Origin of the sequence: Methylobacterium sp. 285MFTsu5.1 (genome assembly GCF_000383455.1) — a bacterium.
In the GTDB taxonomy this organism is placed as follows: Bacteria; Pseudomonadota; Alphaproteobacteria; order Rhizobiales; family Beijerinckiaceae; genus Methylobacterium.
Map to the genome: position 1 here is coordinate 429,481 of NZ_KB911271.1, position 13,380 is coordinate 442,860.

The 13,380-nt window shown below is 71.9% G+C and carries 14 protein-coding genes and 1 pseudogene; 9 read left to right on the forward strand and 6 right to left on the reverse strand.

The genetic code is table 11. The annotated features are described in order from the left end of the window. The first annotated feature begins 124 nt into the window (after positions 1 to 124). The 4 genes from H288_RS0106265 (at position 125) to H288_RS36235 (ending at position 3,899) form a co-directional block, all read left to right on the forward strand. A complete protein-coding gene (locus H288_RS0106265; RefSeq protein WP_042673248.1) occupies positions 125 to 1,930 on the forward strand; it encodes an ATP-binding protein in 1,806 nt (601 codons plus the stop codon). Further along, entirely contained in the window at positions 1,927 to 3,282 is a 1,356-nt protein-coding gene (locus tag H288_RS0106270; protein WP_020091739.1) for a sigma-54 dependent transcriptional regulator, read from the forward strand. Before H288_RS0106265 ends, H288_RS0106270 begins: the two co-directional genes overlap by 4 nt. A gap of 143 nt (positions 3,283 to 3,425) precedes the next feature. After that, on the forward strand, positions 3,426 to 3,662 hold the full coding sequence (locus H288_RS0106275) for a hypothetical protein (RefSeq protein WP_020091740.1): 237 nt from the start codon (positions 3,426 to 3,428) through the stop codon (positions 3,660 to 3,662). Between the two features lie 108 nt (positions 3,663 to 3,770). Next, positions 3,771 to 3,899, forward strand: coding sequence for a hypothetical protein (locus H288_RS36235; RefSeq protein ID WP_020091741.1), 129 nt, complete (start codon positions 3,771 to 3,773; stop codon positions 3,897 to 3,899). 154 nt (positions 3,900 to 4,053) lie between these two features. Here H288_RS36235 and H288_RS32155 read toward each other — a convergent pair whose 3' ends face one another. Together H288_RS32155 and H288_RS0106290 are read right to left on the reverse strand one after the other, a co-directional pair. Next, positions 4,054 to 4,740 (reverse strand): LysE family transporter, encoded by a 687-nt coding sequence (locus tag H288_RS32155; protein WP_020091742.1) that lies wholly within the window; start codon positions 4,738 to 4,740, stop codon positions 4,054 to 4,056. A gap of 16 nt (positions 4,741 to 4,756) precedes the next feature. Further along, on the reverse strand, positions 4,757 to 4,960 hold the full coding sequence (locus H288_RS0106290; protein ID WP_020091743.1) for a hypothetical protein: 204 nt from the start codon (positions 4,958 to 4,960) through the stop codon (positions 4,757 to 4,759). A gap of 329 nt (positions 4,961 to 5,289) precedes the next feature. Here H288_RS0106290 and H288_RS0106295 point away from each other — a divergent pair, with 329 nt between their 5' ends. Then, positions 5,290 to 6,381 (forward strand): helix-turn-helix transcriptional regulator, encoded by a 1,092-nt coding sequence (locus H288_RS0106295; protein WP_158684198.1) that lies wholly within the window; start codon positions 5,290 to 5,292, stop codon positions 6,379 to 6,381. 1 nt (position 6,382) lies between these two features. Here H288_RS0106295 and H288_RS0106300 read toward each other — a convergent pair whose 3' ends face one another. After that, entirely contained in the window at positions 6,383 to 7,312 is a 930-nt protein-coding gene (locus H288_RS0106300) for a PfkB family carbohydrate kinase (protein ID WP_020091745.1), read from the reverse strand. A 53-nt stretch (positions 7,313 to 7,365) separates the two neighbouring features. On the opposite strand from H288_RS0106300, the gene H288_RS0106305 reads away from it, so the two are divergent. The 3 genes from H288_RS0106305 to H288_RS0106315 all read left to right on the forward strand — a co-directional run bounded on the left by H288_RS0106305 (position 7,366) and on the right by H288_RS0106315 (position 11,522). After that, positions 7,366 to 8,175 carry a GntR family transcriptional regulator gene (locus H288_RS0106305; RefSeq protein ID WP_020091746.1) on the forward strand — a complete coding sequence of 270 codons (810 nt, stop codon included), beginning with the start codon at positions 7,366 to 7,368 and terminating at the stop codon, positions 8,173 to 8,175. A 332-nt stretch (positions 8,176 to 8,507) separates the two neighbouring features. Further along, on the forward strand, positions 8,508 to 10,925 hold the full coding sequence (locus tag H288_RS0106310) for an MASE4 domain-containing protein (RefSeq protein ID WP_026604727.1): 2,418 nt from the start codon (positions 8,508 to 8,510) through the stop codon (positions 10,923 to 10,925). 174 nt (positions 10,926 to 11,099) lie between these two features. Further along, the gene (locus H288_RS0106315; RefSeq protein WP_020091747.1) at positions 11,100 to 11,522 is read left to right on the forward strand and encodes a DUF2852 domain-containing protein; all 423 of its coding nucleotides are present in this window, start codon (positions 11,100 to 11,102) and stop codon (positions 11,520 to 11,522) included. Positions 11,523 to 11,586: 64 nt separating this feature from the next. On the opposite strand, the gene H288_RS0106320 is transcribed toward H288_RS0106315, so the two are convergent. The 3 genes and pseudogenes from H288_RS0106320 to H288_RS0106330 all read right to left on the reverse strand — a co-directional run bounded on the left by H288_RS0106320 (position 11,587) and on the right by H288_RS0106330 (position 12,905). Next, the gene (locus tag H288_RS0106320; RefSeq protein WP_020091748.1) at positions 11,587 to 11,949 is read right to left on the reverse strand and encodes a DUF1428 domain-containing protein; all 363 of its coding nucleotides are present in this window, start codon (positions 11,947 to 11,949) and stop codon (positions 11,587 to 11,589) included. A gap of 38 nt (positions 11,950 to 11,987) precedes the next feature. Then, positions 11,988 to 12,113: pseudogene (locus H288_RS33825) on the reverse strand (lactoylglutathione lyase); the annotation flags it as partial. 96 nt (positions 12,114 to 12,209) lie between these two features. Next, the gene (locus H288_RS0106330) at positions 12,210 to 12,905 is read right to left on the reverse strand and encodes a helix-turn-helix transcriptional regulator (protein ID WP_020091750.1); all 696 of its coding nucleotides are present in this window, start codon (positions 12,903 to 12,905) and stop codon (positions 12,210 to 12,212) included. A 172-nt stretch (positions 12,906 to 13,077) separates the two neighbouring features. Between H288_RS0106330 and H288_RS0106335 the strand changes: the two genes are divergently transcribed. After that, positions 13,078 to 13,314: a hypothetical protein gene (locus H288_RS0106335; RefSeq protein ID WP_020091751.1), complete on the forward strand. Its 237-nt coding sequence runs from the start codon at positions 13,078 to 13,080 to the stop codon at positions 13,312 to 13,314. The last annotated feature ends 66 nt before the right edge of the window (positions 13,315 to 13,380 follow it).

Below are 13,380 nucleotides of genomic sequence, written 5' to 3' on the forward strand. Positions count from 1 at the left end.
GTGGTCTTGCGGATTCCCGCACGTCACCGGTCGGAACGGTCCGGATCTCCGCACTGGCCCGCCGTCAGTGACCGGGCACCCGCCCTCCGGTCACCGCCCGCCTTCGCGCCGGGGTGTCGCCGTCGTGGTCGGGCTCTGCGCGATCCTCGTGACGGCGTGGCTCGCCGGGCGCGCCGCGGAGCGCTGGGCCCTCTCAGACCTGCGGCGCGGCGCCCGTTCGGCGATCGGCCTTCAGGTCGGCGTCCTGCTCGCGGAGATGCAGAAGCAGGCGTCCCTGCCGCTGGCGCTCGCGGCCGACCCCGAGGTCGCCGCCGCGGTCGGTCCCGATCCCGGGCGCGACCTCCTCGACCGTGTCGACCGGCGGCTCGCCCAGGTCGCCGCCGCCACGGGTTCGGCGGTCATCTACATCATCCGCGTCGACGGACTCACGGTCGCGGCGAGCAACGCGGGCGAGGATCGCAGCTTCGTCGGCCGGGACTACGGGTTCCGCCCGTATTTCAAGCAGGCCCTGGCCGGCGGGGCCGGCTCCCAGTTCGCCCTCGGCACGGTCAGCGGACGGCCGGGCCTGTACCTCGCGCGCCGGATCGGGGCCGGGAGCGGGGTCGTCGTGGTGAAGGTCGAGTTCGACGCCGTCGAGTCGGCGTGGCGGGCCGCCCGCGAGGTCACCTTCGTCACCGACGCCCGTGGCATCGTCCTCGTCACCAGCGAGCCGGGCTGGCGCTTCGACACGCTCAGCGCCGTCGACGCGGCCGAGCGCGCCCGGATCGAGGCGGGACAAGAATTCGGCAACGCCCGCCTGGAGCGCCTGCCGCTCCATCCGGTCGCGGGCGAGCCGGACGTGGTGCGGGTCGGGCGCGGGTCGCTGCCGGCCTGGAGCGCGATCCTGTCGCAGGCGCCCGTACCGGGCACGGACTGGCAGCTGCGGACGCTGACGCCGCTCGGCACCGCCGTCGAGCGGGAACGCCTGCAGGCCTGGATCATCGCGGCCCTCGTCACGGCATTCGCTGGCTACGGGATCTTCGCGCTCACCGATCGCGGCCGCCGGACCCGGGCGCGGCTCGCCGAGGCCGCGGCGCGCCGGGCGGAGCTGGAATCGAGCGTCGAGGCGCGGACGCGGGCACTGCGGGAGACCAATGCCCAGCTGCGCGCCGAGATCGCGGAGCGGCAGCGCGCCGAGGCCGAGCGCGAGCGCCTCGGCCGCGAACTGGCGCAGGCCGGCCGGCTCGCGGCGCTGGGCCAGTTCGCGGCCAGCATGGCCCACGAGATCAACCAGCCGCTGGCGGCGATCCGCTCCTACGCGGACAATGCCGCGATCCTGATCCGCCGCGGGCGGGGCGAGGACGCGGCCGAGAATGCCGCCGCCATCGGGCGGCTCACCGACCGCATCGCCGGCCTCACCCGGCAACTCAAGGGCTTCGCCCGCCGCGCCTCGCCGCGGCGGGAACCGGTTTCCCTGCGTGAGGTGGTGGCCAACGCGCTGGAGCTCGTGGCGGCGCGCGCCGCCGCGCTGCACGTCCCGCTGGAGGCGGACCGGCCCGCCCCGGATCTGCGCGTCCTCGGGGACGGCCCGCGGCTGGAGCAGGTCCTGGTCAACCTGCTGCAGAACGCCGTCGACGCCGTGGCGGGTCGCGAAGAGGCCCGCGTCAGCCTGCACCTCGTCGAGGGGGACGAGCGCGTCGCGATCGAGGTGGCCGATACCGGGCCCGGGATCCCCGCGGAGGTGCGCGGCCAGATCTTCGACGCCTTCTTCACGACCAAGGCGGACGGCCTCGGCCTGGGCCTCGCCATATCCCGCGGGATCGTGGAGGATTGCGGCGGGAACCTGATCCTGGCCGGCGGCGACGGCGCCGGGACGGTCTTCCGGATGGAGATGATCCGGGCGGCGGACGCGGTCCCGAACGTGGGCAAGCCCGTGGGAGCGACACCGTGAGCGGACCGGCGGACGCGCAGGCGGGCACCGAGCGCGTCGTCTTCATCGACGACGAGGCCGACGTGCGCCGGGCCAACGGCCAGAGCCTGGAGCTCGAGGGTTTCACCGTCGAGGCCTTCGCGGCCGCCGAGCCGGCGCTCGCGGCGATCCTGGCCGCGCCGCCCGGCGTGGTGGTCACCGACGTGCGGCTGCCGGGGCTCGACGGCGTCGCCCTCCTGACGCGGCTGCGCCGGGTCGACCCCGACCTGCCGGTGATCCTGATCACCGGCCACGGGGACATCCGCATGGCGGTGGCCGCCATGCAGGACGGGGCCTACGACTTCCTGGCCAAGCCCTATCCCGCCGAGGCGCTCGTCGTGTCCGTGCGCCGGGCGCTGGAGCGGCGGCGGCTCGTGATCGAGAACCGGGCGCTGCGGGCCCGGCTCGACGCGGCGATCGAGGAGGATCCGGCTTTCCTCGGGACCTCCCCGGAGATCGTGGGCCTGCGCGCCCTGGTGCGCGAGGTGGCGCAGGCCGACGTCGACGTGCTGGTTTTCGGCGAGACCGGGTCCGGCAAGGAGGTCGTGGCCGGCGCCCTGCACCGGTGGAGCCGCCGCGCGGAGCGAAACCTCGTGGCCATGAATTGCGGGGCGCTGCCCGACAGCGTCGTGGAGAGCGAGCTGTTCGGGCACGAGGCCGGCGCCTTCACCGGGGCCCTCAAGCGCCGGGTCGGCCGCATCGAGCACGCGCAGGGCGGCACGCTCTTCCTCGACGAGATCGAGAGCATGCCGCTGCCGCTGCAGGTCAAGCTCCTCCGCGTGCTCCAGGAGCGCACCGTGGAACCGCTCGGCACCAACGAGGTGCGCCCGGTCGACATGCGCGTGGTCGCCGCCACGAAGGTCGATCTCGGGCAGGCGGCCGCGCAGGGCACCTTCCGCGACGACCTCTATCACCGGCTCAACGTCATCACGATCGCGATCCCGCCCCTGCGCGACCGCGGGGAGGACGTGCTGCTGCTGTTCCAGCACTTCCTGCGCCGGGCCGCGGAGAAGTTCGGGCGCCCGGTGCCGCCCGTCACGCCGGCGATCCGCGAGCACCTGCGCCGCCACGCCTGGCCCGGCAACGTCCGCGAGCTCGGCCATTTCGCCGAGCGCTGCGCGCTGGGCCTCGCGGCGGCGGCGCAGCCCGCGGCCGAGAGGGCCGCCGCCAGCCTCACCGATCAGGTCGATCGCTTCGAGCGGCAGCTGATCCGCGACGAGCTGATCATGGCCGGCGGCGATGTCCGCGCCGCCGCGGAAGCCCTCGGCCTGCCGCGCAAGACCCTCTACGACAAGATGGCCCGGCACGGTCTGACCCCGGGCGACTACCGCTAGGGCCGTCGCCCGGCCCGTCCCGAGCCACCGCCGGTGCCGGCGCGATCACGGGAGCGCCGCGACGGCGACCTGCCGAAAAGGGGTACGCGGGCCGGTGCGGAAACTGCTTAGCGTAGCGGACGGATCCCCCCGCCGAGCCGCCCATGCCCCGCTTCTTCATCGACCTGCACGACGGAACCGAGCTCGTCCGCGACAAGGACGGCTACGACCTGCCCGGTCTCGAAGCCGCCCGGTCGCAGGCCGTGAAGATCATGACGCGGATCGCGCAGGGGCTCTCCGACCGGCCTGGGCGCCAGGATTACATCGCGGCGGTCCGCGACGACACGGGCGTGGTGCGGATGCGCTTCCGCGTGTCGCTCGATGCCGGCCCCGTCGGCTGACGTGCCGAGACGCCGAGCGGCCCCGGCGCGCGCGCGGCCGGGACAGGTCCACCTGGCGTTCGCGTCGATTTGGCGTAGGCTGGCGTTCCCTAGCCGAGGAGGGACGACATGGGTCTGATCGCCTTCATCCTGATTGGTGGCCCCTGGGTGGCGGCAACGGCGTGGCTCTGGCACCAAGCCGGGGGCGCGGAGGCATGGCGCAACGCCGTCCACGGCACCGTGCCTGGCAGGCAGTGACGCGGCCCGCGTCCACCGTACGCCTCCGACGCTCCTGACGGGCGCGGCTCTCCGGATCCGGTCCGCGGTATCACCGCCGACACGACCGGGGGCGGCCACGCTGTCGACCGCGCTGCGAGCCGGGGCGAGATCGCGTCCCGCGCTGCGCGGCGGCTCAGAGCCGGCTCGGCGCTCGGGTGCCCGCGCCCGACACCCCGCTCACGCCCGCGCTGCTCGAACGGGCCGCCGTGCCACCGTCCAGCCCCCGGACGAGCAAGCTCAGCGCCAGGAGGGCGAGAAGAAGGCCCGCGGCCGTGTTCATCCGATTCAGGACTCGGCTGGTCACGCAGCGCCGGAGCAGGGACACCGCGGTGTTGAGCACAACCCACCAGCCGAACGAGCCGACGAAGACACCGGCCGCCAGGACCGGGAACGGTGCGGTCCCGCGCTCGAGGAAGGCCGGCATCGCGGCCAGGAACAGCACGGGGGTGACCGGATTCGTCAGGGCCAGCACGACCGCGCTGCCGTAGCTCACCGCCAGGGTGTCGCAGCACGCGCGGCCCTCCTGCAGCACCGAGACGCTGCGAAGCACCCGGACCGCGAGGGCGAGAAGCACCGCCTCCGAGATCAGGGAGAGAACGGCGCCGTTCGACCACACCGCGGCGAGCTCCGCGCCCCAGCGCATGACGAGACCCCCGTATGTCAGGTGCACGGTGGCGACACCGAGCCCGGTGGCGAGGCCGGTCGACAGGCCGCCTGACAGCGTTCGCTGAACGCACAGCAAGCTCGTCGGCCCGATCGGCGCGGCGATGGACAGACCGAGACTCGCGCCGGTGAGCAGTGCCGTGGCGACGACGCTCATGGCACCGGGAATCCGGTCAGTCGTCTTCCGCGCGGTCGAGGGGCGAGGCGGCCGCCCGGGACCCCGCGGCCGCCCTGTCGGTGCCCGGGCACCCGATGTGATCGCGCTCCACGGCGGACGACGCTTGGGCACACGCGATGTCCGGCATGTCGTTCAGCTCGTCGGCGCGGGCGCCGGCGCAGAACAAGACGACCACGGCGGTGGCGACGACTGTTTTCATGGCTGTTCCTCCCTCGCGTCGACACACTAGGGAGGGCGGGAACCCTGGCATCCTCTGTTCGGCGGATGGCGCTGCCAGCGCCGCGCCGCGCTCGCCGCCGGCGTCCCGGTCGGGCGACAAAGCACCGTGGCGCCAGGCACTTACACAGCCGCGCCGGCGCTCCGGGCGGCCGTGTCGACGCCGCGTGTCCGGGGCCGGGGGGCGGTGAGTCCGTCGAAACGGCCCTCGGCGCACCGTCCCTGCCGGACGGCATCCTCTGTTTGAAGGATGCAAATGTCGGTTTTGGACTGATATTGGTATTACCGCGGTCAGAAGAATCGTCGCGGGACGTGCCAATGCGGGAAGCGCTTATCGACCGGATCTACGAGGCTGCGGGCACGCCGGAACTCTGGCCCGACGTCCTCCAGTCCATCGGCGATATGGCGAACTCGGACGGCGCTGTGCTCACGGTGCTCCCGCCCGTCGGGACCTCCCGCTGGATCGCCTCACCGGCCCTGGAGCAGCGCCTCGGTCACCAGACCGGCGCGGGGCGCAGCAGCGGTCGGATGGCGCCGTGGCGCACCGACGCCCAGGCGGGCTTCACGCGCGACGTCGACCTCGTGCCGGCCTCCTACGAAGGCTGGCCCCGCGAAGGCGACAGGCCGTTCTGGCAGGTGGGCACAACGATTCCCCTTTCGACAGGCGACATCGCGATCGTCACCGCCGAACGGCGGGCTCAAACCGGCCCCCATGAGGCCTCCGTCCTGCCCGGACTTGACGCCTTGCGACCACACCTCGTGCGCGCCTGCGAGCTCAGCGCCCAGTTCAGCTGCGAGCGCGGCCGCGTCACGACCGCGACGCTCAGCCAGATCGGACTCCCCGCCGCCGTTCTGTCGGCCTCGGGTCGGGTGCTGACCATGAATGCCCGGCTGCAGGAGCGGGAGGAGGTCCTGCCCCCCGGCCAGCACGGCGGCCAGCTCTTCAAGAGCCTGATCAACAGCAAGCTGCTGCAGGACGCGATCGGCAACGTCGTTGGCGGCCGGCGCCCGGCGCAGACCATGCCGGTGCGCAGCTACTCTGATCACCGTCCTCAGATCGCTCATGTCATGCGCCTGAAGCAGCGCCCCGGCGACGTCTTCGGTGCCTCGGCGGTGCTCCTCGTTCTCGTGCATGTCGGCGCGCGGGCGGTTCCGGACGACGGCCTGCTGAACATGCTGTTCGACCTGACCCCGGCGGAGGCGCGGTTGCTCCAGGCGCTCGCCGGAGGCTTGCGTCTGCAGAGCTACGCCGAGAGCGTCGGCGTCCAGACAAGCACCGTCCGCACCCAGCTCAACTCGATCTTCAACAAGACCGGAACGAAGCGGCAGGCCGATTTGCTGAGCATCGTCACGTCGCTCGCGCTCTTCAGCGGGCAGACGACGAAGCGCCTGGGCGCGGCGTGACTCACATATCGGCGTCGCGGAGGAAGGCGGCCAGCACCTGCGCGGTCGGAAAGGCCTCGAAAGCCCCGAACTGGCAGGTCGTGAGCGCACCGCAGGCCGCGGCCTGCCGCAGGATCGCGTCGAGGGGCTCTCCCGCGAGCAGGCCCGCGATAAGCCCGGCCGTGAACGCGTCCCCCGCGCCGACCGTGTCGACCGCCGCGACCGCGAAGGCCGGCTGGCGGAGGGGGGACAGTCCGGGGCGGAACGCCACCGCGCCGCGCTCTCCCAGGGTCACGATCAGCAGTCCGAGGCCTCCGGAGAGCAGGGCGGCGATCCCCGGCGTCGCTTCCGTGGCGTCCGCGATGGCGTCGGGAGTCCCCAGGCCGAGGTCGGCGGCCTCGACCGCGTTGACGACGAGGATCGCGGTATCGGCCAGGATCGCCGGGTCGATGGGGCGCATCGGGGAGGGATTCAGCAGCGTGGGGATGCCCGCCTGCCGAGCGAGCGCGAACGCCGCTCGGATCGAGGCGTCCGGCGATTCGAACGTCGCCGCCACGAGGTCCGCTCGCTCGAGGCGGGCGGCGACGGCTCGGACGTCCTCCGCACCGAGGGCGAGGTTGGCCCCGAGGCAGACCGCGAGACAGTTCTCGCCGGCCGCGTCGACGAACGCGACGCCGGCGCCCGTCGAGCCGGCATGCGGCACCAGCATGTCCTCGGCGAATCCGACCCGCGCGAAGGTGGCGCGGACCATAGGGGAGAACACGTCCGTGCCGACGGCGAAGAGTCCGTCCACCTCGACGCCGAGCTGGTGCGCGGCGAGCGCGAGGTTGAAGCCCTTGCCGCCAGGCTCGGCGAGGAAGGCCAAGCCATCGAGGGACTCGCCCGCCTGCGGCAGCCGCGCGACCTTGACCGAGCAGGCGATCACGAAGCTTCCGACGACGAACAGGCGCATGGAGCGCTCCGAACCTGTACACTGCGAATAGCTGTACCGGAGGCCGATCGGACGTGCGCCCCAAAAATCGGACGATCAAGGGTGATGTCGAGGCGGACCTCGCGGAGGGCGAGCGTCCCTCCGTGCTCTCTCTCCTCCGCCTGCGCGCCGACACGGCGATGCCGCTGTACCGGCAGATCGAGGGTCAGCTTCGCGAACTGATCCTGTCGGGCTCGCTGCCGCCGGGCGTCACCTTGCCGGCCGAGCGCCAGCTCGCCGACAGCCTCGGGGTCAGCCGCGTGACGGTCCAACGCGCCTATGCCGAACTCAGCGACAACGAGCTGCTCGTCCCGCGCGGGCGCTGCGGCTTCCTCGTGCGCCGTCCCCCCGAGCCCGTGCGCCCGGGTATGGACCGGCTCAAGGGCTTCACGGAGGAGATGCGGGAGCTGGGGAAGATCCCATCCTCGCGCATCCTCGATCGGGCGGTCACCGAGGACCGCTCGATCGCATCGATCTTCGGCCTGCCCTCGACGGCCCCGTTCCTGCGTCTGACGCGCGTTCGCTCCGGCGACGGCGTGCCGATGTCGCGCGAGGTCGCCTGGTACAACATCCGCGCCGTGCCCGCCCTCGAGACCGGCGACCTCTCCGGTTCCGTCTACGCCTTCCTGAGCGGGCACCCGGGCGGCCGCCTCGTGCGCTGCGAGCAGACGGTGGAGGCGACCATGCCGACGGCTGACGAGTGCGAGATCTTCGCCTTCGAACAGCCCCTCCCGTGCCTGCTGATCAAGCGCCACAGCTACAATCAGGACTCGGTGATGATCGAGTACGTGGAAGGCCTGTTCCGAGGCGATGCCTATCGCTATCGGCTGAATCTGCGCGCGTAGTATGCCCGGCTGACCGAACCGGACTCGCTTCCCTACGGTGCGCGCGACGGGCTGGGCGATGCCCCGCTCGAACCGCTTCCGGCCCGCGACGGGGACCCGCCTCCTTCAGGAAAGTGCTCTCCACTCTCGCCGGGCAAGGCGATTCCGCCGAGGCCGCCATCCGTCGCCCACCGCCGTCACGGCACGGGAACGACGGCCGAGCTTCGCCCTTTTAACGGACGGGAACGCCCCTGTGCCTCGCGTGGAACAGCGAGAAGCGCCGTGGTACACCTGATGCCTCGCGAGCGATCAGCCGGCGCAGCCAGCCATCCCGCTTCGGTCCGGAGCACACGATGAGCGAGTCCTCGACGGCGCCGACCCTGGCGACCCTGGCGACAGCCCGGGCCGGCCGGACGCAGCGTCGGCTCGCGGTCGCCGTCAGCCTCCTGTTCGGGGCCGTCACCCTCGCGCTGCTGCCGTTCGCCAACCGCCCGATGCCGCCGATGCCGGGCTTCGTGCCCGTCTACCAATCGGCGCTGATCGTGGTCTACGGCCTGACCACGTACCTGTTCCTCACGCAGTACCGCCGCATCGGCTCGGCGCCGCTGCTCGTGCTCGGGGCCGGCAGCCTCTACGTGACGCTCGTCGTCTTCCTGCAGATGCTGTCGTTCCCGAACGTCCTCGCGCAGGGTCGGCTCCTCGGTGACGGGCCGGACACCACGACGTGGCTCTGGACCTTCTGGCATCTCGGGCCGCCGCTCTTCGCGCTGCCCTACGCGCTCCTGGAGGGCGACGAGCGTCCGCCGCAGGCCCCGCGCGGAAAGGCCGGACGGATCGGCTGGGCCACCGTCGCCGGGACCGTCGCGGCCGCCGCGCTCACCGGCGTGGTGGCCGTCCGCTACGTCCACCTCCTGCCGAAATGCGTCGAGGGCGACGATTACTGGCTGCTCACCACCTCGGGCATCGGGCCGGGCGTGGTCGCCCTGACCGTCATCGCGCTGGCCGTGCTGTGGTGGAAGACCCGCCTGCGGACCGTGCTCCAGCTCTGGCTGGCCGTGTCGCTTCTGCTGCTCGTCTTCGACAACATGGTCACGCTTCCGGGCGCCGCCCGCGGCACGGTCGGCTGGTTCGCGGGCCGGATGGAAGCCCTGGTGGCCGGCTTCATCCTGCTCGGCGTCTACCTGCGCGAGGTCGACTTCCTGTACGCCCAGGCTGCGGCCGCCGCCGAGGACCGGGAGGCCCGGCGGGCGGAGCTGCAGCGTGCCCGCGACAACCTCGCCCTGGCGCTGGAAGCGGCCGAGATGGGCGACTGGGAGCTCGACCTCCGTGGCAACACGGCGCGCCGGTCGCCGAGGCACGACGCGATCTTCGGCCACAGCGCTCCGGTCGCGGCATGGGACGTCGGGACCTTCGTCGAGCACGTCGTCCCCGAGGACCGAGACGCCGTGCGGGCGGCGTTCGATGCCGCCATCGGGACGGGCCGCCTCGACATCGACTGCCACATCCGGCGGGCCGAGGACGGGGCCGCCCGCTCGGTCACGATGCGGGGCAAGGTCTACCGCGACGGGAACGGCCAGCCCCGGTCCATGGCGGGCGTCGTGATGGACACGACGCGCCAGCGCGAGGCCGAGGAACGCCTGAACCAGGCTCAGAAGATGGAGGCCATCGGCCAGTTGACCGGGGGCGTGGCGCACGACTTCAACAACCTGCTGACCATCATCGTCGGCAACCTCGACATGATCGTGCGCAAGCCCGACAACCCGCAGCGCGTCGAGAGGCTGGCCACGTCGGCGATGACGGCGGCGCGGCGCGGGGCCGAGGTCACCGAGAAGCTGCTGTCGTTCTCCCGGCGCCAGGTGCTCCGGCCCGAGACCGTCAACCCCAACCGGCTGCTCAAGGACTTCCAGGCCCTGCTGAAGCGGGCCGTCGGCGAGACCGTCGAGATCCGGTTCGACCTCGACGCGGTCCTCGATCCGGTCCGGCTCGATCCGGGACAGTTCGAGAGTGCGGTGCTGAACCTCGCGGTCAACGCCCGGGACGCGATGCCGGACGGCGGCGTCCTGACGGTCAAGACCTGCAACGGGCACCTCGATGCCGCGGAGATTCCCGACCGGCCCGACCTGCGGCCGGGCGCCTACGTGCTCGTCTCGGTCACCGACACGGGCCAGGGCATGGACGCCGCCACGCGCAGCCGCGCCTTCGAGCCTTTCTTCACGACCAAGGATGTCGGCAAGGGAACGGGCCTCGGCCTCAGCCAAGTCTACGGGTTCGTGCGGCAGGCCGGAGGGCACGCGCAGATCAAGAGCGAGCCCGGCGCCGGCACCTCCATCGAGCTCTACCTGCCGCGCTCGGCCGAGAGGGCCGTCGAGGCCCGGCCGGACAACACCCTCCCGCTGCGGCGGGCGGCCTCCGGCGAGGTGGTGCTCGTGGTCGAGGACGAGCCGGCGGTGCTGGAGATGGCGGTCGAGAGCCTGGGCGAGCTCGGTTACCGGACCCTGACCGCGACCCGGGCGTCGGAGGCCCTGGAGCGGCTGGGCGGCCCCGAGCGCATCGATATCCTGTTCTCGGACGTCGTCATGCCCGGTGGCATGAACGGCGTGCAGCTCTCGGTCGAGGCCCGGCGCCTGCGTCCCGGCCTGCGGGTGCTCCTGACGTCCGGGTACACGGGCACGGCGCTCGACGAGCACGCGGTGCCGGCCGACCTGCCTCTCCTGAGCAAGCCCTATCAACGGGACGAACTCGCCAACAAGCTCCGGGTCGTCCTGGGCTGAACCCCCGGACCCACGGCATTCCGCCCCGCGATCGCGCGGCGTCGCGGACGGGTTGTCCGTCAACAGGCCTGAAGGCTTAACCCGGCCTTAACCGACCGGTTCAGCCCGCAGCAGCGGCATGTCGGCATGCTCCGTCCGTCATCAACGGCGCCGACACGCGCAAGGAGCTGTCCCATGCCCATCATGCCCTGGATCCACGATGCCCTCTATGTCGGCAGCTTCGCCGCCCTCGTCCTCGTCGCGCGGCAGGCGCTCGTGCGGCGCGATCTCGGGCTGTCCGGCCTGCCGGGCCTCGAACGCCTGCGCCGGTCGCTCGGGCCCGGCACCGGGTTCCGTGAGCGGCGCCGGTTCACGCCGCCCCGGACCAGCGGCAACACCGCCTTCGACGCCTGGCGCGACGGCGAGATCGGCCGCATCGAGGGGGAGCGCCGCGCGCTCGAAACGCGTCTCCGGGACTTCGAGGGTTTCGTCGACGCGCTGAAGCGCGCCAAGGATCGCGCGACCTTCGAGCGCTTCGTGGCGGAACATCCCGCGGGATCGGGGGCAGCGGTCGACATCGCCGGCACCGCCGATCAGGCCGAACATCGAAAAGGCTAGGTCGCCTCAGGGTTGCACCGAAGCGTCGGGGCCACGCCGTAGAGGATCAGGATCCTCGTCTCCTCTACGCCGCCCCGCGCGACGCTTCGAAGACCGCGGCGAAACCTCCGAAGATCATCCGCGCCCCGTCGAACGGCATGGTCAGATCGCGGAAGCGCGGATCGGTCCGCATCGCGGCCTCGCACCGGTCTGCCGTTTCCCGGTCGGGCCAGAGGATCCACCCGAGGACGACGCTCTCGCCGTCGCGAAGGGCGACGGACCGCCGGAAATCGGTCCGCTCGCCCTCCGGAACGTTGTCGCCCCAGGCCTCCATCTGGTGGAGCGCGCCGTACTCACGGAACAGCGCCCAGGCCGCTCTGGCCGACGCGACATAGGCCTCCCGGTTCGCGTCGGGAACCGGCGTGACGAACCCGCTCACGTAAGTCATGGGTTGCCTCCTCGAGTCGGGGTGCGCGCGGAAAGGCTTCAGGCCGGAGAGTGCCCTCGCGTCACGGCCTCGGGGTCCATCCACATCAGCTCGACGACGTGGCCATCCGGATCCTCGAAGTTCCGGCCGTACATGAACGTGCCCATCTCCTGCGGCGGGCGGGGACCGGGACGTCGTGCAGCGGTTCGCCGGACTGTTTCCCCTGCCGGGGAAGGCGTTCTGATCGCTTTGGCGGGTGCAGACCGGATCACGACCGACCGTCACTCGACCAAGCCGAACTCGCTCTCGAAGCCGAGTCTTCCCCTCTCGGTCACGCGGATGGCGCGCCCGTCGCGCTGACGCTCGATCCACCCGAGATCCTCGCAGCGGCGGCACAGGGCGGCTCCGAGACGGCCGGCGAGGTGCGGTCTCCGCTCGCTCCAGTCCAGGCAGGGGCGGCAGAGCAGGCGGCGGGTTCGTCCGGCCGGTTCGACTTCGACACCGAACGCGGCCAGCCACGCACTGCCGAATGCGGTCACTTCACCCGCCTCCTCGCCCAGGACGATCAGTCCCCGTGCGACCAGCGCATCGGCGATCCCGACGCCGAGCCGTCCGGCGAGGTGATCGTAGCAGGTGCGGGCCTCGCGCAAGGCTGGATCGATCCGCGGCGTCGCTCGGCGCGACGCTTCCTCCGGCTCGCCCCGGTTCGCGATCACCATCATGGCCTCGAGCATGCGGGCGACCTCGATGGAGGCGAGGCGGAAGTATCGGTGCCGACCTTGGCGCGACACCGTGAGCAGGCCGCCGGCCACGAGCTTCGTCAGGTGCTCGCTCGCGGTGGCTGGCGCGACGCCGGCCGTCCAGGCCAGTTCGGTCGCGGTCAGCGCTCGCCCGTCGATCAAGGTCGACAGGATATTGGCGCGGCTGGGATCTCCGACGAGCGCGCCGATCTCAGAGAGTGCAGGACCCTGCGTCATGAGCTGAACCTACACGCGCTCAATGCCCGCCGCATCCGACGACGCTTCGGTTTGGACCGAAGCGTTTACGGCTGACTCGGCTGGGATCCCTGGATCAGAGTGGAGCGTGAAGCTGGAGAACCGCGCCACGTCTGTGCCGACGGTTCGCCCGCCACGGCCATAGGTGACGCCTATGACGCCCGATGAGATTGACGACAGGGAAGAGCATCATTGGATCGAAGATCCGCGATCCGGGCCCACACTGTTCCTTCGCCGGCTGTCTCCCCAGTTCCGGGGTGAGCGGGACGGTCTGACGACCGACGCCGCGTGGCTGCTCGATGCCTTCTCCGGCACCCCGGACCGGCGTGACATCAAGCTCGGGCGCGGCACGCATCTGATGCATCTCGAGGCCGGGCGTAGGGCCCTCTGACGAGCCTCCGCCACATGTCTGAGTGAGCCGGTCCCGGCTTGAACCGTATCGACACCCAGGGAGGAG

Bases quoted from the DNA above. Each gene is read 5' to 3' on its own strand.
- H288_RS0106320 (WP_020091748.1), bottom strand. From the start codon at position 11,949: ATGACTTACGTGAGCGGGTTCGTCACGCCGGTTCCCGACGCGAACCGG.
- H288_RS0106315 (WP_020091747.1), top strand. From the start codon at position 11,100: ATGCCCATCATGCCCTGGATCCACGATGCCCTCTATGTCGGCAGCTTC.
- H288_RS0106310 (WP_026604727.1), top strand. From the start codon at position 8,508: ATGAGCGAGTCCTCGACGGCGCCGACCCTGGCGACCCTGGCGACAGCC.
- H288_RS36235 (WP_020091741.1), top strand. From the start codon at position 3,771: ATGGGTCTGATCGCCTTCATCCTGATTGGTGGCCCCTGGGTGGCGGCA.
- H288_RS0106330 (WP_020091750.1), bottom strand. From the start codon at position 12,905: ATGACGCAGGGTCCTGCACTCTCTGAGATCGGCGCGCTCGTCGGAGAT.
- H288_RS0106335 (WP_020091751.1), top strand. From the start codon at position 13,078: ATGACGCCCGATGAGATTGACGACAGGGAAGAGCATCATTGGATCGAA.
- H288_RS0106300 (WP_020091745.1), bottom strand. From the start codon at position 7,312: ATGCGCCTGTTCGTCGTCGGAAGCTTCGTGATCGCCTGCTCGGTCAAG.
- H288_RS0106275 (WP_020091740.1), top strand. From the start codon at position 3,426: ATGCCCCGCTTCTTCATCGACCTGCACGACGGAACCGAGCTCGTCCGC.
- H288_RS32155 (WP_020091742.1), bottom strand. From the start codon at position 4,740: ATGAGCGTCGTCGCCACGGCACTGCTCACCGGCGCGAGTCTCGGTCTG.
- H288_RS0106290 (WP_020091743.1), bottom strand. From the start codon at position 4,960: ATGAAAACAGTCGTCGCCACCGCCGTGGTCGTCTTGTTCTGCGCCGGC.